Origin of the sequence: Methylobacterium sp. ARG-1, assembly GCF_001262595.1 — a bacterium.
In the GTDB taxonomy this organism is placed as follows: domain Bacteria; phylum Pseudomonadota; class Alphaproteobacteria; order Rhizobiales; family Beijerinckiaceae; genus Methylobacterium; species Methylobacterium brachiatum.
The window spans coordinates 56,106-74,615 of record NZ_LHCD01000031.1; the positions used below are offsets into that span (position 1 = coordinate 56,106).

At 57.7% G+C, this 18,510-nt stretch carries 10 protein-coding genes and 12 pseudogenes; 16 read left to right on the forward strand and 6 right to left on the reverse strand.

The features are described 5' to 3' along the window. Together AKJ13_RS23265 and AKJ13_RS23270 are read left to right on the forward strand one after the other, a co-directional pair. Window positions 1-723 (forward strand): SDR family oxidoreductase, encoded by a 723-nt coding sequence (locus tag AKJ13_RS23265; protein WP_050735507.1) that lies wholly within the window; start codon window positions 1-3, stop codon window positions 721-723. Between the two features lie 34 nt (window positions 724-757). Next, complete coding sequence (locus AKJ13_RS23270; protein ID WP_244471697.1) at window positions 758-1,387, forward strand: acetyltransferase; 630 nt, start codon at window positions 758-760, stop codon at window positions 1,385-1,387. Window positions 1,388-1,609: 222 nt separating this feature from the next. On the opposite strand, the pseudogene AKJ13_RS23275 reads toward AKJ13_RS23270, so the two are convergent. Further along, window positions 1,610-1,756 (reverse strand): annotated as a pseudogene (locus AKJ13_RS23275) (transposase); the annotation flags it as partial. A gap of 244 nt (window positions 1,757-2,000) precedes the next feature. On the opposite strand from AKJ13_RS23275, the pseudogene AKJ13_RS23280 reads away from it, so the two are divergent. Further along, a pseudogene (locus AKJ13_RS23280) lies at window positions 2,001-3,236 on the forward strand (IS110 family transposase). 5 nt (window positions 3,237-3,241) lie between these two features. Here AKJ13_RS23280 and AKJ13_RS30695 read toward each other — a convergent pair. Next, window positions 3,242-4,130 (reverse strand): annotated as a pseudogene (locus AKJ13_RS30695) (IS3 family transposase); the annotation flags it as partial. Window positions 4,131-4,548: 418 nt separating this feature from the next. Between AKJ13_RS30695 and gmd the strand changes: the two are divergent. The 5 genes and pseudogenes from gmd (at window position 4,549) to AKJ13_RS30710 (ending at window position 9,681) form a co-directional block, all read left to right on the forward strand. Then, on the forward strand, window positions 4,549-5,532 hold the full coding sequence (gene gmd / locus AKJ13_RS23295; protein ID WP_050735512.1) for a GDP-mannose 4,6-dehydratase: 984 nt from the start codon (window positions 4,549-4,551) through the stop codon (window positions 5,530-5,532). Window positions 5,533-5,579: 47 nt separating this feature from the next. Then, a pseudogene (locus tag AKJ13_RS30700) lies at window positions 5,580-5,711 on the forward strand (hypothetical protein); the annotation flags it as partial. A gap of 55 nt (window positions 5,712-5,766) precedes the next feature. After that, on the forward strand, window positions 5,767-6,690 hold the full coding sequence (locus tag AKJ13_RS31570) for a hypothetical protein (RefSeq protein ID WP_144426356.1): 924 nt from the start codon (window positions 5,767-5,769) through the stop codon (window positions 6,688-6,690). A gap of 28 nt (window positions 6,691-6,718) precedes the next feature. Then, complete coding sequence (locus tag AKJ13_RS30705) at window positions 6,719-7,897, forward strand: glycosyltransferase family 4 protein (RefSeq protein WP_082317083.1); 1,179 nt, start codon at window positions 6,719-6,721, stop codon at window positions 7,895-7,897. Between the two features lie 38 nt (window positions 7,898-7,935). Continuing rightward, the gene (locus tag AKJ13_RS30710) at window positions 7,936-9,681 is read left to right on the forward strand and encodes an FkbM family methyltransferase (RefSeq protein ID WP_082317084.1); all 1,746 of its coding nucleotides are present in this window, start codon (window positions 7,936-7,938) and stop codon (window positions 9,679-9,681) included. Here the strand turns inward: AKJ13_RS30710 and AKJ13_RS32795 are convergent. Beyond that, window positions 9,678-9,916: pseudogene (locus AKJ13_RS32795) on the reverse strand (IS481 family transposase); the annotation flags it as partial. The gene AKJ13_RS30710 and the pseudogene AKJ13_RS32795 sit on opposite strands and share 4 nt — an antisense overlap. A gap of 123 nt (window positions 9,917-10,039) precedes the next feature. Between AKJ13_RS32795 and AKJ13_RS30715 the strand changes: the two are divergent. The 3 genes and pseudogenes from AKJ13_RS30715 (at window position 10,040) to AKJ13_RS31990 (ending at window position 11,602) form a co-directional block, all read left to right on the forward strand. Next, window positions 10,040-10,705: an FkbM family methyltransferase gene (locus tag AKJ13_RS30715; protein ID WP_082317085.1), complete on the forward strand. Its 666-nt coding sequence runs from the start codon at window positions 10,040-10,042 to the stop codon at window positions 10,703-10,705. Window positions 10,706-10,949: 244 nt separating this feature from the next. Further along, window positions 10,950-11,159 (forward strand): annotated as a pseudogene (locus AKJ13_RS32800) (transposase); the annotation flags it as partial. 287 nt (window positions 11,160-11,446) lie between these two features. Further along, window positions 11,447-11,602 (forward strand): hypothetical protein, encoded by a 156-nt coding sequence (locus AKJ13_RS31990; RefSeq protein ID WP_160320626.1) that lies wholly within the window; start codon window positions 11,447-11,449, stop codon window positions 11,600-11,602. A 215-nt stretch (window positions 11,603-11,817) separates the two neighbouring features. Here AKJ13_RS31990 and AKJ13_RS23305 read toward each other — a convergent pair. Further along, window positions 11,818-12,543: pseudogene (locus tag AKJ13_RS23305) on the reverse strand (IS3 family transposase). Window positions 12,544-13,436: 893 nt separating this feature from the next. Between AKJ13_RS23305 and AKJ13_RS30725 the strand changes: the two are divergent. The 3 genes and pseudogenes from AKJ13_RS30725 to AKJ13_RS32810 all read left to right on the forward strand — a co-directional run. Further along, window positions 13,437-15,017, forward strand: a complete 1,581-nt coding sequence (locus AKJ13_RS30725; protein WP_082317088.1) for a glycosyltransferase family 2 protein — start codon at window positions 13,437-13,439, stop codon at window positions 15,015-15,017. Between the two features lie 119 nt (window positions 15,018-15,136). Continuing rightward, window positions 15,137-15,288, forward strand: a pseudogene (locus AKJ13_RS32805) (IS5/IS1182 family transposase); the annotation flags it as partial. Window positions 15,289-15,311: 23 nt separating this feature from the next. After that, window positions 15,312-15,537: pseudogene (locus AKJ13_RS32810) on the forward strand (hypothetical protein); the annotation flags it as partial. Between the two features lie 212 nt (window positions 15,538-15,749). Here the strand turns inward: AKJ13_RS32810 and AKJ13_RS32815 are convergent. Next, window positions 15,750-15,988 (reverse strand): annotated as a pseudogene (locus tag AKJ13_RS32815) (IS3 family transposase); the annotation flags it as partial. 140 nt (window positions 15,989-16,128) lie between these two features. Then, window positions 16,129-17,103 (reverse strand): GDP-L-fucose synthase, encoded by a 975-nt coding sequence (locus AKJ13_RS23310; protein ID WP_050735514.1) that lies wholly within the window; start codon window positions 17,101-17,103, stop codon window positions 16,129-16,131. A gap of 163 nt (window positions 17,104-17,266) precedes the next feature. Here AKJ13_RS23310 and AKJ13_RS32820 point away from each other — a divergent pair. Both AKJ13_RS32820 and AKJ13_RS32450 read left to right on the forward strand, forming a co-directional pair. Further along, window positions 17,267-17,398 (forward strand): annotated as a pseudogene (locus AKJ13_RS32820) (IS3 family transposase); the annotation flags it as partial. Window positions 17,399-17,957: 559 nt separating this feature from the next. Continuing rightward, a pseudogene (locus AKJ13_RS32450) lies at window positions 17,958-18,510 on the forward strand (hypothetical protein); the annotation flags it as partial.

Here is an 18,510-nt window from a genome sequence, read left to right on the forward strand (position 1 = left end):
ATGGCGGAGTCCGCGGGACACATCCTCGTTGTCGGCGCCAGCAGCGGCATCGGCCGGGCCGTCGCCGAGCGCTTCGCCGCGCAAGGGGCTGTGACCGCCCTCGCCCGCCGGGCGGACCGCCTGGCCGAACTGGCCAAGGCCGGGATCGCCACCATAGCCGCGGACGTGACCGACCTCGGCGCCATCACCGGGACCCTGCAGGCCGCGGTCGCCGAACGCGGGCCGCTGACCGGCTTGGTCTATTGCGCCGGCCTCCAAGTCATCAAGCCGATGCGCAGCCTGAGCGTGGAGGAGGTCCAGCGCCTCTACACCACGAACCTCGTGGCTCCGACCCTGTTCGCCGCCGCGTTCGGCAATGCCCGGATCTCGACCCGCGACGCGGTATTCTGCGCCGTCTCCTCGGTGGCCGCCCAGCGACCGGAGCCGGCCATCGTCCCCTACGCGGCCTCGAAGGCAGGGCTCGACGCGCTGATCCGCGGCCTCGCCCGGGAGCTCGCCCCCCGACGCGCGGTTGGGGTCGCGCCGGGCTGGCTCGACACCGAGATGACCCAGGCGCATGCGCGCCTCTACGGCGAGGGGTTCAAGGAGGCGCTGGAGAAGCGCAGTCCGACGGGCGCGGCGAGGGTCGCGTCGGTTGTCGATGCGATCGCCTTCCTCATGTCCCTCGAGGCGCGGCACGTAACCGGCGAAATCCTGCGGGTTGACGGCGGAGCGTCTCTATGAAGGGTGGACTCACATGACGGCTGGAGCCAAACGCTTGGCGCTGATCGGCGGCGGTGGCTTCTCCAAGGAGATCGCCGAGGTTGCGCAGCTGATCGGTTACACGGTCGAGGCGACCTATTCGAGCCAGCCGAGCGTGCAGGTCGGCACCTACAGGGGCTACCTCGACGAACTGCTGGCCAACCGTGCGGAGTACGCCGGCGTCGCGCTGGCAGTGGGCGGGGTGAGTCGGGCGGCGATCCAGGCCCGGTCCGAGATCATCGCGTGGCTCGACCAACACGCCCTGCCCTGCCCGCCCCTGGTGTCGCCGCATGCGATCGTGAGCCAGGGTGTGGCTTTAGGCGCGGGCGCCTTCGTGGCGCACGGGGTGATCGTCAACGTCGATGCGCGGCTGGGACGGTTCTGCGTGATCAATACCGGCGCGATTATCGGCCACGACGCTGAGATCGGCGACAATACAACGATCTCACCCGCGGCCTTCATCGGTGGGCGTTGCACGATCGGGGCGGACGGTTTGGTCGGCCCACTCGCGAAGGTGTTGCAGGGGCTCAAGGTCGGCGAGCAGGCGATGATCGGCATGGGCTGTACCGTGCTGCGCGCTGTGCCTGATGATGGCGTGATCTGGCCAAGGCCGGATAATCCCGTCGTTGCATCGGATCGCGGTTGAGCGGTTCCGAGCCTGATTGAGGAGCATGACGGCTCTTGGGCCCGTGCCGTAGCTTTCTTCCAATTGGCACCACGCATCGCACCAAACTATCGATCGCACCTTGGGCGAAATCGCGGTTGCGGCGTCTCCAACGAACGCACGCGATCGATTTGATTGCTCGCGCGTCCGCTGACCCCTACGAGCCTGTTGCGCTGCCGCCAAGGCGAATTCCTGGGGTGTTCGCTATCCCAGGGCGGTGTGAGGACGGCTCTCGTTGTAGTGCCGCCACGCGTCAATCTTGCTCCTCGCGTCGGCCAACGACAAGAACCAGTTCGCGTTCAGGCACTCGTCGCGCAGCCGGCCGTTGAACGACTCGACCAGTGCGTTATCCGGCATGATGCGTGGCGGTGCACCGTTCCTGAGATCGGTTGAAGCGGCTAGCTTCGGCGGATCCGGGCCATGGGGCACCGGGAGCACGGAGAGTGCGGGCAGGCCGTCGCACTGACATGAGCTGCAAGCTCGAGGTCGTTATCTGGCCGCCCCTGCGACTAGCCCGGATGCGCTGCGAGCGCGGATCCGTAATTGACGTGTTGCCCGCCAGCTCCCTCAACCTTGTTGGACCAAGGAGGAGGCTATGCGGATCATCGGCATGGACATCCACTGGGTAGCGGCCGAGGCTGTGGCGCTCCTCGATGGGCAATTGGTGAAGCTCGGCCGCATCCCCATGCTGCGCGAGCGCCTTGAGGCGTTTGCCAGGAAGGAACTCACGCACGACGATCATGTCGTGGTCGAGGCAACTGGGAACGCGGCAGCTGTCGTCGAGGTGCTTGCGCGCCTCACGTGGACCGCGTGGTCATCGCCAATCCCAAGCCGGTGAGGCTGATTGCGCATGCCAAGATCAAGACCGACGCGATCGATGCGGCGGTACTGGCCAAGCTCTACGCGACCGGCTTCCTGCCGGAGGTGTGGGTTCCAGACGAGGCGACCCTTGCCCTTTGACGGCAGGTCGCACGGCGCACCCAGCTGATCCGCCAGAGGGTGCGGCTGAAGAACCTCATCCAATCGATCCTGCACGCGCACCTCGTCCCGCCGTGCCCACACGGGAACCTGACCGGGATCAGCGGGCGCAAGTGGATCGTCGCCCAGCATCTGCCTGCTGATGAGCGCGCCGCCATCAATCGCCACCTCGCGCAGATCGATCTCATCGAAGGATCGCTCAGGGACGTGGAAGCCGACATCGCCCAGGCCACCATGTCTGATCCGGTCATCCGGCGGCTGATGACACTGCCCGGCGTCGACATGGCCGTCGCATCGGGCGTGGCGGCTGCCATCGGCGACATTCGGCGCTTCGGCGATCCTACGAAGCTGGTCGGCTATCTCGGCCTCAACCCCAGCATCCGCCAGTCCGGCGAGGGACCCGCCTACCATGGGCGGATCACCAAGCAGGGTCGAGGTCATGCGCGGGGTATGCTCGTTGAAGCGGCATGGGCGGCGGCGCGCTCGCCGGGCCCCTTGCGTGCCTTCTTCCAGCGCGTGGCCGCCAAGCGAGGCAAGCCGATTGCGGCGGTGGCCACGGCACGGAAGCTTGCCATGATCATCTGACATATGCTGACCAAAGGCGAAGACTAAATCTGGATGCGACCGGCGCTGCTCGCGCGCAAGTTCCACAGCATCGAGCTCAAGGCAGGTTTGCCGACGCAAAACGCCAGGCGCGGTGCCGCCTATGATTACAATATCCCGGAGCGGCGAGCTGCCGAGCGGGCGCGTTGAAAAGGCCGAAGAAGCGTACGCCGACTTCACCGCGCGATGGCGGACCAAGGCTCCAACCAAGTCCCGGTTGAGGAAAAATATGCCTGCACCTGCCGGATAGGGCTTTTCTACAACATCCGTGTCGGTCGGCTTGCCAGGCCGTAAGAAGTCCAACGTGACACCGTTCTCGTAGGCTCAGCGGTCGAGGGCTTTCGAGACGAACTCAGGCCCGTTATCGACCTGAATCGCGCACGGTACTCCGCGCAGCAGCGCCAAGCGGTCGACGACAGCTGCGACCTGCTCGCCTTTGATGCCCTGGTCGACCTCGATCGCCAGAGCCTCGCGCGTGAACGCGTCGACGACCGTCAGAGCCCGCAGCCGACGGCCGTCGAACAGCGCGTCGGAGACGAAGTCCATCGACCAGCGTTCGTTCGGCCGGAGCGCAGCAGGCTGACGCTCACGGTGTGCCGCGCTGACGTGCCGGCGGGGTCGCTTGAGCCGCAGGCTCAGCCCCTCGTCCCGGTAGAGACGGTGAACCCTCTTGTGATTCACCCGCCAACCTTCCCGGCGCAGCAGGATGTAGATCCGGAAGTACCCGTAGCGCACCCGGCTCTTGGCCAGATCGCAGATGCGCATCCGCAGCGGTGCCTGATCGGGCTTGGTCGAGCGGTAGCAGATGCCCGACCGGCCGACGCCGAGCGCGACGCAGCTGCGCCGCTCACTCACCCCGTGCGCCTCCTGAACCTGGTGCACGAGCTCGCGTCGCCGAGCAGGCGTCAGAGCTTTTTTGCGAGCACGTGCCTCGCAGGATGTGCTTGTCGAGGCTTAGATCGGCGACGAGCTGCTTGAGCTTGCGGTTCTCGTCCTCGAGCTGCTTCAGCCGCCGCAACTCGCCCGTCCCCAAGCCACCGTAGAGCTTCTTCCAGCGGTAGAATGTCTGCTCGGAGACGCCCATCCGGCGCAGCACCTCCGCGACCGGTGTCTCGGTCTCGGCCTGCTTCAGCGCGAAGGCGATCTGCTCTTCAGTGAACCTGCTCTTCTTTACGGCTCCGCTTCTCCCGTCAGGGTCTCACGAAACCGGAAAACCCGCACTCACGCCGGACGAAAGTGATGGCAGGACGTCAACCAAAAGCCGCGCCCATACTTCGCCGAGTTTTGCCAACAGATGGTCGAGTTGGCCCGCGCCGGTCGTGATCCGGAAGGGCCTCCCATGACGGTCGATCAGTGGCTTCTGCTGAGCTAGCGATCGTGATCATACAACCGCCGTAGAGGTGCTGCTTTTACCGCGCTTACCTCCATTGCCGACTCTGAAGATCGCCCAGTGCCGTGAGAGAGCATCGCACTGCGGATGGACAGGCTCTCGTATAGCTCAAGCTTGACCCCTATGCCACCGCGGTCGTAGCAGCCGGGCAGGAACGGGACGGGACGGTTTCATGACGGGCAAGCGCGCGCTGATCACGGGGGTTACGGGCCAGGACGGCGCGTATCTGGCACAGCTGCTGCTGCAGAAGGGCTACACGGTCACCGGGATCGTGCGCCGCTCCAGCCATGCCGGCGTGTTCGACCACAGGTTGAAGTGGCTCGGCATCCTGGACGATGTCGAACTCGTGGACGGCAACTTGTTGGATCAGTCGGCGCTGCTGCGCATCGTCCAGACCGCCAAGCCCGACGAGATCTACAACCTCGCCGCGCAATCCTTCGTCACCTCCTCCTGGCAGCAGCCCCTGCTCACCGGCCAGGTGACGGGCCTCGGCGCCGTGCACATGCTCGAATGCCTGCGCTCGGTCGCCCCCCAGGCCCGGTACTACCAGGCCTCGACCTCGGAGATGTTCGGGCTGATCCAGGAGGCGCAGCAGAGCGAGACGACGCCGTTCTACCCGCGCTCGCCCTACGGCGTGGCCAAGCTCTACGCGCACTGGATGACGATCAACTACCGAGAGAGCTTCGGGCTGCACGCCTCGAACGGCATCCTGTTCAACCACGAGAGCCCGCTGCGCGGCGTCGAGTTCGTCACCCGCAAGGTCACGGACGCGGTGGCGCGGATCAAGCTCGGCAAGCAGAAGGAGCTGCGGCTGGGCAACATCGACGCCAAGCGCGACTGGGGTCATGCCCGGGACTACGTCGAGGCGATGTGGCTGATGCTGCAGCAGGACAAGCCGGACGATTACGTGATCGCCACCGGCCGGACGACGACGGTGCGGGACATGTGCGTGATCGCGTTCAAGCATGTCGGGCTGAACATCGACGACCACCTGGTGATCGACCCGGCCTTCTTCCGGCCGGCGGAGGTGGAGGTGCTGCTGGGCAACCCGGCCAAGGCCAAGGCGACCTTCGGCTGGGAGGCGCAGACCAGCCTCGAAGCGCTGATCACCGAAATGGTCGACGCCGACATCAAGCGCCTCAGCGCCAACGCCTGAGCCGCCCCTTCTGATGTCTTGTCTCAATATTCAGATTCAGCCCATGATACCTGCCGGTCGGCTCGATGCACCGGCTGAACAACCCGGGCAAGATCCCGCTCGAGCTGATCGAGGTCCAGGTCGGCTCGTACACCGACGAGGACGACATCATCCGCGTCGAGGATATCTACGGACGCTGAAGCGCGACTTTCACATTACACGCAGCCAAAAAGTCCATTCCGGAGCGGTCACACGATGGAAGCTAAAAATGCAAATCACCGTGAAAGCTATCATCTGAAATATCCCGACCTAAACGATACAAGGAAGTCTATAAAGCTGCTATTGGGAAGGGATCCATTGAGTTCTCACGAAGTGAGACATTATTCATCGTGTGACTATGCAACTTTGTTGAAAAAGCTGGTAAAAAATGACGAGTTTCAGCAAGAGATTTTCCTGCCATTGATTCTTACTGGATACTCGGCATCCGGAAGATATAATGGAGAACCTAGCCCGGAAATGTTGCGCTGGATTTCCGAAAAAGTCCCTCTCGACCAGTGCGTTAAGGGAAAAATAAATCAGCGAACTACTTGGAGGCGCCTGCTGTCTACAATTTGGGGAACCGGCGAGTTTCTGAATCGGGTCCGAGAAGCTGCGGGCCCTTTGCAATCAATCGAGCGATTTCAGCAGAGGCTAAGTGATTCCCCAAACGATAGTGTGTCCGGCATCGCACCTGCCTTTAGTAGGCCGAAGATTCAAGTGCCAAATTGCAAAATGCTGATCGTAGAAGCAATAGGTAGCAAAGATTTTGACCTAACAGAAAGAATCGATCTTACGGGACAATTTAAAGAAACTCATAATCTGAGGAAAATAGAGGCATACGTCGCGGGAGACGATCCGCAAATAATAATCCACGCCGACGTAATTGGGCGTTTCGTGCTCGATATCGAAGTGGAATATACGCACTCTATCGCCGACCCCGAAAAAAACTATATGCAAATATTTTTTGATTTTGGAGACGGTTACGAGGAATCGGCATCATACGCTCTGGGAACATCGAATAACAAAGTTTCGGCAATTGTCTTGTTGAATGCAGAAAAGAGAATTCAAAACCTGCGCATAGATCCGTCTGTGCGAGCTTCTACGTTTATTATACGGCGCCTCGTCCTGTCTAAGTTATAGTAAACATTGCGATCAGAAGGAGAGCGGAATGAGAGTTATATTCATCAATTATGGACTATTCAATAGCAACAGCGGCGGGCATGTCGCGCATTTTGCCAACTCTTTGTCGACATTGGGAGTCGAAACTACAGTAATTGGAAGCAATGATCCGAGTACAGCGGCTGATTTTGGGCCGACCTCTTTCAAAGCCATACAGATAAAAAATCTTGAAGAGGATATACCGGCCGAGATTCTCGAGTTAGCGAGCGGCCGGGATGTGCTGCTTCACGCTTGGACACCTAGGAAGGCCGTGCAGAATTTTACACGCAGGATTACACTCAAAACTGGCTGCCCCTATGTTGTTCATTTGGAAGACCACGAGATTATGTTGTTTTCATCTGCGTTGCGTAAAACTTTACGCGAGATCGACGGGATGGGTGATGCCGATCTCGAAAGCCAGACGCCCGCAAGTCTCACAAATCCCAGAACTCTTCCAGCGTTTCTCGAAAGCTCCTCCGGAGTCACTGTCATAGTCGATCGACTTTCGGAATTGTGCCCGCCCGACGTTCCCATTCACCTGTTGGAGCCGGGAGTTGATACTGATGTTTTTAGATGCGACTTAACACCCGAACAAGTTAGGGTGAAACGGCGAAATCTCTATATAGATACCGACTCGATAGTTATAGTATATAACGGCAATATGCATTCCGCAAATTACAAGGATGTTTTCTCTCTTTACACCGCGATTCTTATCTTGCGACGGCGTGGGCACGACGTGCGTCTAATCCGCACCGGCGAAGATTATTTTACTGATATCGATTTAAGTTATCAGGCTCTCAATGGCGACTGGGTTATTAATCTTGGAAAATTGGATCGATCCGAAATGATAGATGTGTTGAAATTAGCAGACATGTATGTTCAACCAGGCGAGCCGGATGATTTCAACGCGTTCCGATTGCCTTCGAAGGTCCCCGAGTTTCTATCTCTCGGCAAGCCGGTTCTGCTTCCGGCCTCGAATATTGGATTGAGGCTGATTGATGGTAGAGACGCGATTTTGCTGTCCAGAGGAAATGGAGAGGAAATCGCAGACCGTGTAGAGTGGTTGCTATCATCGCCTCAAATAGCTGCTGAGATCGGCGCCGCTGGGAGGGCTTTTGCTTTGCAGAACCTTCGTTGGAACGAAAATGCAAAAAACCTCCTGCATTTTTATGAGTCTGTGATACGCTAACGGTCAACCAATAGCATACTAATTATGGAGCGAGACTGATGTCAAATAATATCATCACGGACGCCGATCTTGCGTTGCTGAGGTCTCTTGCGGCGACAGAGGTTGAGAGCGGTCTCAGCTACGGTACCGTCCGAGATTTTGCCCAGGGAGCAGAATTGTTTCCGAAGCTCCTAAATTATAATGGCGACATCAAAGATTCTCAGCGCTACTGGATGTTGAAAGCCATTCTTTCTACTCAGCCCGCCGGCGCAACCCTTCTGGAGATAGGGGCTGGTGAGCCCCTAGTAGCAGATATTCTTGGGCGCTTAGGATATCGAGTAATCGTCGTTGATCCGTACGAAGGAGCTGGAAATGGCCCCACGGAGCTGGATCATTTTAAACGCTCATATCGAAACGTAGAATATATTGTAGACTGGTTTTCATGTGATATAGACGGGGTCATGGCCAATTCGGTCGCCTGCTGCTACTCAATAAGTGTTATTGAACACATACCGCTTGAAAAACTTAAGGTCGTTTCTGACGCAATTGCGTATTTCACTTTACCGGAAGGCTCGTCAATTCACGCCGTTGATGTGGTCAGTCTTGGGATGGGCGCTGAATACCACAAGGAAATGTTCTTAAAATTTTCCGAACTCCTCGGTCATGATAAGGGCCAGGCTGTTGTAGCTCTTGAAAAAGCGGCAAAAGATCCGGACACATATTATCTATCTGCTGAGGCTCACAACCGTTGGCGAGGTACTGTACCTTACGACGAGTTTCCTATGCGCCGTGTACAGTCGATGCAGATCGTGGGCTTCGGAACGAGGAAGCATATTTTGCTACCAAGTGATGTGAGCCAAGCCCAAAATTCGGAATCGCATTCCTCTAATGTAAAATCTGATTTGCAGCAGTCAATCGCAAGTATCCGCGACCTACATTCGATTGTGAGCCGCTACGATCAAACCGGCCATCGCTGCCTTAAGCAAGCGGTTGATGCAATCAAACAAAACGCAGTGTTGGATCCTCATTTTCCCGTGCGCCTTTTTAACGGGAGTGTAATGAATGTTAATGTGCGTGAGGAGGTGGGAAGCATTTTATTTGAGTTCAGTGCCTACGAGTTTGGTCTGACCAAGTTTTTTATCGACTTTCTTAGCAGGGGAGACGTCTTTTTCGACATTGGTGCGCACTATGGATATTTTAGTGTGCTAGCAAGTAATCTTGTTGGGCCTAAAGGGAGTGTCCATTCTTTCGAGCCGACCCCCTTTGTTGCTGGTCGCCTCCGGGCGAACGTTCTTCATCTCGGTAATGTAGAGGTTCACCAAACCGCAATAGGGAATAAGGATGGGCACCTTGAGTTCAACGACTATGGCCCTGATTTTTCTGCCTTCAATTCTGCCTATAGTGCCCGTCTCCCCGACCGGAAGCTTGTACCGTTACAACGCGTCACTGTTCCTGTTTCACGGCTCGATACCTTCTGCGCAACGGCGGGAGTGAGACCGGCTCTTGTAAAGATAGACACTGAAAGCTCTGAGATGCTCGTTCTCGAAGGTATGGGTGGATTGATCAACGAGGCTAGGGCCCTAGTCGTCGAGCTTGGTGATTTTGATGATCTAAATGCGATCGGCGTTCCGCGCAGCGCAGAGATCCTCGAATATGTTCGTCGTCGAGGATACAAGCTGTTTTTGCCAACCGATGATGGACTTCGTGAGCACAAGATTTCTTCAGATAAGTACGATTACTGTAACGTGGTCTGCTTGAGGGATGACGCTGTTTCGTTCCTCCAAGAACACAGAGCTTCTAGCTAGATGTTTGGTCCCGGCATTTGGTGGAGCGAGTTTGGCCTGAAGCGGCTGGGCTCAGCGGACCGTGCCTTGCAGATGGCCTCGTAGGGCTTGAGGCCATGTAGGGTCTTCAGACAGCGTGCGAAGTTGTGGGCGCTGACGAAGTCGGCCAGGTGGGTGAGGGGCTGGCATGGCTGTCGTATAGGTAGCGGTTGACCGTGGCGTTCTTGGTCGTGCGGCTCATCCACTCGACCTGACCTTTATCCGGCATGATGGCCCCGGTGTTGACCGACTCATGTGGTCTTGGCCTCGAAGCGACACACGTATGTGTCGTGATCGACAAAAACAGCAGGTATAATTCCACGTTTTTTATGAGGTTGCCATGGCTGTGTTCAGTTCCGACATCCGCGAAATAATGAACGTGACAAACATAAACTGTGTTCTTGATGTAGGGGCCAATGTCGGTCAATTTGGGCGATTTCTGCGCGACGAAGGGTTCTCAGGAACACTGATCTCATTTGAGCCTATTGCGTCGGTCTATTCTGAATTGTCACGGGCAACCGTAAAAGAGCCAGACTGGTATTGCCGCCGTACTGCGCTCGGAGAATCGGACGGCATTGCAGAGATAAACGTCTCAAAAAATTATGTCAGCAGTTCACTTCTTACAGCCAACGCATGGTCGGTCTCGATTGAAGAAGGTATTGCAGAATTGAATAGGGAAATCGTGCCCTTGCATAGACTTGAAACGATTTGGTCAGAGCTGCCAATTCCTTCGTTAAACGCATCTATTATGCTAAAAATAGATGTGCAAGGCCTGGAGCTGCAAGTTCTGAGAGGCTTGGGTGACCGCGTTAGCGAGATCACCCTTTTCCTTTTAGAAGCGTCTTTGATCCCCGTCTATGAGGGAGAGCCCAAATTCGAGGACGTTGTGGCCGAATTGAGGGCGATAGGTCTTCATCCTGTTTGGATCGGGCCGGGATGGAGCAACAAGCATACCAGGCAAGTTTTTCAATGCGATATTGTTTTTGCGCGTAGAAGCGTGTTGTAACATCTAATTTCAGGGCTTTTTCTGAAAAGGGCGCGTCCATACAGTTTACCGTTCTCGTCCTCTAGCATTATATTTCAGGCATTCTCTTCAATCGCAGCCTATGTTTTGACAGAACAAATCTATGAACGAATGCTGGGCGGAGCATGGTAGCAACAGAAAGCTAGTGCTGCTCTGGTGCGTTGGTGCAACGAGGCGCCTTCGCGGTGGATTTGCACTATAAGTTGATCCGGCGCGGGTGGTGGCAATGGCGGTGGACGATGACTGGCATGCAGAGCTGCCTCGTTGGCTGCAACCGTTCCTAGCGGCCCTGTCCCACTCAGCCAGCCGCGCGATGCGCCCACTCTATGTCGCCAGCGTGACCGGGCGGGGTAAGCGCAAAAGCGTCCCGCCAATGGCAGCGCGCGCCGAGGGCGTCTCCTACGACCGGCTGCATCACTTCATTGCTGCCGGGATCTGCCCGGGACGCCTGTGAACGGAACTAGGAGTAGATGGCGCTTATCCGCACGCGCTATAGCGGCATCCCGCGCGGTGGTACGGCGCTGCTGAGAGGCCCCTGCCCTGCGGCGTGTGTGGGCTGCGCATCTTCCCAACCTACACCGAGAACGGACGCGAGGTCCGCTACGTCTGTCACCGGTTGGCGGTTGCCTTCGGTGAACCGCGTTGCCAGCCGATCAGCGCCCAGTACGTGGTCGCCTGCGTCGCGGCCGCGATGCTCGACGCGCTCACCCAGGAGCCATCGCGGTGAGCTTGCTGGTCGCCAAGGATCTGGACCTCGAACGACGGCGGCTGTACGATCAGTGGAAGCTGAGCTTGCAGCAGGCGGCATTGGCACGGCGTGGCAATGACAGCATCGATCCGAGCAATAGGTTCATTGACCGCTCGCTAAAGCAGGACTGAGAGACTGCCCTGGCTGACGAAGAAAGGCTCACGGCCAAGGTACAAGCCATCCAGTCCCAGTCTCGTCAAACGGGCTTTCCGCATCGTTCTAGACGTTAAGGAGGTCTCACATTCAGATAGCTCGATGATCCGCCGTTTGGGATTGCCCCGTTTTCTGTGAAAAGTTAAGGGGCTTAACAGAGCAGGGATTCAGATGACAGTTCTAGATCTGTATCCTATTCGTAGACGACAGGCGAGCGGTAGCCGAGCGCCGAGTGTCGGCGCAGCGGCTTGTAGAAGCCCTCGATTTAGCTGAAGCGGGCCATCCAAGCCTCCGCCTGCGACTGGAAGCGTCGGCGGGTGGGCTACTCGCCTTCGAGGGCGGAAAAGAAGCTTTCGGCCATGGCGTTGTCGTAGGCGTCACCGACGGGGCCCATGGACCGGCGCACGCCTGCCTCCTGGCATCGGTTGCCGAAGAACAGCGACGTGTATTGCGAGCCCTGGTCCGGTTGGTGGTTGATGTTTCGCGGCTTGCGCTGGCTGACCGCCATATCCGAGGCGTCCAGTACCAGTTCCGAGCTCAGGTGGTCGGCCATGGCCCATCCCACGATCCGACAGCTGAACACATCAAGCACCCCCGCGAGATAGAGGAAGGCAGCGACCGTCGGCACGTACGTGATATCGGCCACCCAGAGCGGGGGCTCGGCCGCAAGGTTGCGATCGACGAGGTAGGGAGTAGGGCATTCCTCCTGGTCCGGCCGCGTCGTGACGGGCTTATCGTGTCGATGGCTGGCACCAACGAGACCAGCCTCACGCATCAGCCGGGAGATGCGCTTACGGGATTCCCGCCGGCCCTCGGCGCGGTCAGCCCCTGTCGCCCAGTTGCGGATGGCCTGCGCGGAAGGCTCGAACTCACGGGCGAGGTCGTTCCGATTACGACCGACGCGGGCCAGCTTGACCATCTGTCGGCGAAACTTGGCTGGGTATGGGGGCGGCTTTTGGGCATCGGACAAACACGTCACGTGAAAGCGTCCTCGGTGTCCACCAAACCCGGACAATACCACTCGCTTCCCCTACCCAGGCCTCAAACACCCTCACTCGCACGGGTACCTAGCAGCGGTGGTGAACCTAAGAGCCGCAAGAGCACAGGCACGCCGGACAACCCGCTCGCACGCCGCCAGTCACCGTTGAATCCCACCCATATCGAGGGGTGGCTGAATCGCGATAGAGACCCTATAAGACGACCTGAAAGCGCAACAAGGATCGCCGCGCAGTGTTGCTGGCATCCCAGTTGAGAGGTAAGATTTGAGCAAGATCGGCCAACACGGTGCTTCGTCATGTGCAAGCTGGCTGCTTATTCGGAACAAGCGGCGTGAATTGGGCCTGTCTCAGTGCGAACTCGCGAGGCAGCTAGGTATCGCTCAAGGCTCAATCAGCAAACTCGAGCGCGGGCTAGGCTGCGAACGGCACACTTTACAGGTCTTGGTTGCGCTGCAAATAGAACACGCCGTGCGTGCGACTGAGCCTATCGCGTCAGGTGCAATAGAAGCGGATCATCAATGACGGCTGGAACCGTTAAGCCTCCGTGCGGAGCAAAGTGAAGTGACCCTATGAGTTTGGGTGAAACTTCGCACTTCATAGAGTGGTTACGCGGGGTTCTGCTGGTTAGTTGACACTGACATAACCAGCTAATGTAGTAAGAGTCGACCATCTCAGTCATGGACGGTCTTTTTCGCAGATTTATCAAGAACCGGTTTATTAGGGGCGCGGGGTTGACTGCGAAAATGCACGGAAACGCTTGGACTCTTTACCATATCTCTAGGTGTCATAGTATTAGGAAGGATACACCCTCCCGATGAGCCTGTTTTCAGTCGTACTACCTGCCTACAAGACGACGCCGCAATTATTAATCGCAGCGCTGAGATCTCTCATTCGACAGACTTTTGTTCCGAGCGAGATTATTGTTGTGGATGACAGTGGACCAGACCCGATTGTAAGAGATACCGTGGCTTCCATGGAGGCTGGAAGTATCATTCGCTTGATTGTTAATGAGTCAAATAAAGGAATATCAGCTTCCACAAACATCGGGATTGCTGCTGCCGCAGGTGATTTTATTGTATTTGCTGATCATGACGACGAAGTAAGTGCGACCGCACTAGAAAAGTTCGCGGATCTGATAGATTCCGATCCGGAAACAGATGTTATCTACTCGGACCAATGCACAATAGACGAACATGGGGCGGTTCTTCATTATTTTTATAAACCAAAATGGTCGCCAATTTATGCGCTTGGCGCAATGTATCCAGGGCACCTCCTCGCGGTAAGAAGGGAGATATGCACTAGAGAGAAGTTTCTTGACGAGTTCAACGGAGTCCAGGACTTCGAGTTTCTTCTTCGTATTTCGGAAGAAAATATCAAAATAGCTCACCTACCCGTCAATTTGTACAAGTGGCGCGCGATACCTGGATCTTTGGCGCTTGGCGGTAGCGAGAAACACGGCATTGAGAAACTTCAAGCGCGCGCGGTCAATGAACATCTTGGCCGGAAAGGTAGGACATGGATAGCAGAGAATCATCCGTTCTTACCTCACAGATTGGTTTTGTATCCATCATATTCAACCAAACAGCCTAAAGTTTCTATCGTAATACCCTCCCGGAACCAGGGTGTTATATTAGAGAGGTGCCTTGAATCTATATTTACCCTTACGGAGTACAGCGATTATGAAATCATATTAGTGGACAATCGAACGACTGAGCCGAGAGCATTGCAGGCAATGAGTTCCTATCCAATCAAGCGTTTAACTTATGGAGATAGTAATTTTAACTACTCTCGGGCAAACAACATGGGGGTAGATGCGGCGGCGGGTGACTACATCGTGCTTCTCAATAACGACACGGAAGTTATTTCAGCAGATTGGCTGCAGAAGATGGTAATGTATTTTGAAGATCCCAATATTGGCGCCGTGGGAGCAACGCTATTGTATCCAAACAACACGGTCCAACATGCAGGTGTGATCTTGGGGCCGCGCGGTACCGCCGATCATGTTATGCGAGGTTTCGACGAGGCCTCTGATGGCTACGCCGGGTCGCTCGCAGTCTCCCGGGAAGTAAGTGCTGTGACGGCGGCGTGCATGATGATGCGCAAATCAGTGTTTCACGCCATAGGCGGCTTTTCTGAAGATTATGCAAAGCATTATCAAGACGTGGACTTGTGTATGAAAATAAGACAAAAGGGATTGGAGATTGTTTCTGTTTCCAACGCACGGCTTTATCATCACGAAAGTCTCACCAGGAAAAGCGAGGGCTATGACCTCGGTGATCGCGCGGTTCTATTGGACCGGTGGGGAAAGCAAATTGAGGAGGGAGACTCCTATTATAGCAAAAACTTCGAGTACGGAAGTACTAATTACGTTCGAGCGGTAAGCCATGGCGCATAATTAAATAGGTTCGTTACATGTAGAGTTGGGATATGTGCTAGCGTGTGAGCCGAACCAAGGCATTGCCATAGCCTATAGTTTTGAGATTTTGGACCGCTGTTTGCAGCGTTGAGGCGGCGATGGCGGATCTGTTCCGGCTCTCGGCTGACCAGTGGGCGGTGATGGTCCCGTTCATTCTCAAGGATCGGCCCGGACAGGAGCGGAAGGACGGCCGGTTGATCATCTCTGGCATCCTGCACGTGCTCACCTCGTGCAGCCGCTGTGTGACTGCTCCTTCGCTTATAAGGGCCGCGCACCGGCCCTCGCGTTCGATGGTCCTCGCTGAAGGTATGGGAGGCTGGCTGTGGTCAGGCGCCGAGGCATGCAGAAGGCGCTCGTGGCCGTCGCTTGCGAGCTGGCGATCGTGCTGCCTCGCATATGGCGCGACGAGAAGGTCTTCCCTAGTCGACCGAAGCCGCGATGGCGGCCTGAAGCTTACCGATCAGTATCACGTAACACTGAGCTCCCCCGCGTGGATTAGGTCCCTGTGGGGACGGCGGGAGCTGGGGAGACCGAGGAAACTCGAGCGTCGGTTCTGCCGAGCGCGCGCTTAGATGGCGCCGCTCACTCCCTCTAATCCCATCATGAAGCGGCCCTGGCCGAGCTCGGGGGGAAGCAAGAGTTCCACAGGACCGATCGCACGTCAAACCAGGATGCGCACGAGTAGGCGTTGACCGATGAACGCCGAATAGACAAATTTCCCGAGGCGACGTCTGTCAACGCCTGTTTCTCAAGGCACAATATCGGCCCCTAGTCAACGAGGCCGAACGTTCTCGCGCTCGAGATCTTTCATCTTCCAGACCTGATCCACCTTCAGGCGGCGGTGCTCTTTAACGTCAGCGATAATAGCTTTTATCGGAGACGTCCGCCTCCTTACACGCGACGGCGATGCTTTTCCCTTGTGCCTTCTGCACCTCGATCTAGCGCAGCATCAGCACGACCTGCTCCGCGCTCGGCCTCTATCCTCGCTTCATCTCCAACTCCTCCGGTCCAGGCTGGTTCTCTCAATCAGCCCGGTCCAAAGCCAGCCGGTCAGGTCACAATGATGTTTTCAAAATTGTTCCCTTAATTATCATCCGCGCAGCGTGGCGTGGTTCTCGAGGAACCAGCCATAGGTCTGGCGCAGGCCCTGCTCCAGGCCGATCTCCGGCTGCCAGCCCATGGCCCGCAGGCGCGACACGTCCATCAGCTTGCGCGGCGTCCCGTCCGGCTTGGTCGCGTCGAACTCGAGCCGGCCCTCGTAGCCGATCACCCGCGCCAGGGCCTCGGCCAGCTCGCGGATGGTGCAATCCGCGCCGGTGCCGACATTGATGTGCGACAGGTCCGGCCGGGTATTGGCGGCGTAGACCGCATCGTCCAGCTCCATCACGAACACGCTGGCTCGTGCCATGTCGTCGACATGCAGGAACTCGCGCATCGCCCGGCCGGTGCCCCAGACCTTGACGGAGGCGCCGCCCTCCTGCTTGGCCTCGTGCAGGCGCCGCATCAGCGCCGGCAGCACGTGGGCGTTCTGCGGATGGAAATTGTCGTTGGGGCCATACAGGTTGGTCGGCATCACGCTGCGGTAGCGCCGGCCGTACTGCCGGTTGTAGCTCTCGCACATCTTGATCCCGGCGATCTTGGCGATGGCGTAGGGTTCGTTGGTCGGCTCCAGCAGCCCGGTCAGCAGCGCGTCCTCGCGCATCGGCTGCGCCGCCAACTTCGGGTAGATGCACGAGGAGCCCAGGAACAGCAGCCGGTCGACGTCGCTCGTGTGTGCGGCGTGAATGAGGTTCGACTGGATCAGCAGGTTCTCGTGGATGAACTCGGCCGGGTAGGTGTTGTTGGCGTGGATGCCGCCGACCTTGGCGGCGGCGAGGTAGACCATGTCGATGCGGTGCTTGGCGAAGAACGCCCGGACCGCGGCCTGATCCAGCAGATCCAACGCCTGACGGTCCGCCGTGAGGATGCGGTCGTAGTCCAGCTCGCGCAGCCGGCGCACGATCGCCGATCCCACCATCCCGCGGTGACCCGCAACGAAGATGGTCTGTTCTCGTTCAACGTTCATGGCGGCCTGACCCAAACTTGGGATGGGCATACATCCGTCGGACACCTAAGGAAATGCCGTTCGGCCTCGTCCCGTGCTGCCATATTCCAATAACGTGCCCGTCTGAAAGATGCGGGGGTGCGTGCCGGCACCGGACGGCCGGTGACGCGTTCCCTGATTGTGCCGAATCATGGTAAGTCTTTGGCAGCCTGCCTACAACCGCGTCGGACCGCATTCGTCGCTGGGCTACCGGTCATCCGCGCCTGTCACCTTCCTAAATCTGGCCTTTTGGCTACCCATGGGCGTTGCCATGTAGTAACCCCTCGATCGGCTCGATCCGAAATAACGGTCAGGTCACCGACGCATGACTTGGCCAATGTCCTAATAACGGCTTCCGCCGGCTCTAAAGTCTATTCTTATCCTTGCTCCTGGTAGATACGATGAACCAGCTCTCCTCCATCCGAAGCCCCCCCGATCTGTCTCAGAATGCTGGTCGCGGATATGGCGGACGGTCTCAAACATGTTCTGAGAACTGTCATTTAGAGGTGTAGTGTCTCGCTCGAAATGTGCGAACCTCCCCGAACTTGCTGTACGAACCGCCACCACTCGCCCTCTGATGCCTGGGACCACGTCCCATCTCAGAGCTCGAAGTTCCAATCTAAAGTTCCAATATGGCCCGCCACTCCGCGCTCCGCCAAAAGCTGTGCAACATCCTCGGCGCTGACCGCGATGTCGTGGCCGCCCGGAGGCTCGCAAGATCCAAGCTATTTAACGCGGATTGGTACCACTCAACGCAAGCGCCTGACGTAGTGCCGGATCAAGCCGCGCGGCATTACCTACGTCAGGGCGCCGCGCGCGGGCTGAGCCCTAGCCCGTTGTTTGACGGGCCCTGGTACCTGGCGAACAACCCGGACGTCGCCGCAGCGGGTTTGAACCCGCTGCTGCACTACCTCGACAGCGGACACTCCGAAGTGCGGCCGATTTGCTCTTACGTCGATAGGGATGCAGTGGCAAAGGTCGCAGCTTCGGGTCTATTCGATGCGGAGTGGTACCGGACGACTCAAGCGCACGGCGTGGCACCGGACCAAGCCGCACGACACTACCTGCAGGATGGCGCCGCACGTGGGCTGAGCCCGGGCCCGCTGTTCGACGGGCCGTGGTACCTTGCGAACAATGCTGATGTCGCAGCTGCAGGGTTAAACCCGCTGCTGCACTACTTGGATAGTGGACGTTCCGAGGATCGGCCGATTTGCCCGGTCGCTAACCCAGAGTTGGTGGCGCGGATTGCTTCCTCTGATCTGTTCGATGCGGAGTGGTACCGGACGACTCAAGCGCACGGCGTGGCACGGGACCAAGCCGCACGACACTACCTGCAGGATGGCGCCGCACGTGGGCTGAGCCCGGGCCCACTGTTCGACGGCCCATGGT

Coding starts and splice junctions, on each gene's coding strand:
- AKJ13_RS23265 (WP_050735507.1), top strand. CDS start 1: ATGGCGGAGTCCGCGGGACACATCCTCGTTGTCGGCGCCAGCAGCGGC.
- gmd (WP_050735512.1), top strand. CDS start 4,549: ATGACGGGCAAGCGCGCGCTGATCACGGGGGTTACGGGCCAGGACGGC.
- AKJ13_RS31570 (WP_144426356.1), top strand. CDS start 5,767: ATGGAAGCTAAAAATGCAAATCACCGTGAAAGCTATCATCTGAAATAT.
- AKJ13_RS30705 (WP_082317083.1), top strand. CDS start 6,719: ATGAGAGTTATATTCATCAATTATGGACTATTCAATAGCAACAGCGGC.
- AKJ13_RS30710 (WP_082317084.1), top strand. CDS start 7,936: ATGTCAAATAATATCATCACGGACGCCGATCTTGCGTTGCTGAGGTCT.
- AKJ13_RS30715 (WP_082317085.1), top strand. CDS start 10,040: ATGGCTGTGTTCAGTTCCGACATCCGCGAAATAATGAACGTGACAAAC.
- AKJ13_RS30725 (WP_082317088.1), top strand. CDS start 13,437: ATGAGCCTGTTTTCAGTCGTACTACCTGCCTACAAGACGACGCCGCAA.
- AKJ13_RS23310 (WP_050735514.1), bottom strand. CDS start 17,103: ATGAACGTTGAACGAGAACAGACCATCTTCGTTGCGGGTCACCGCGGG.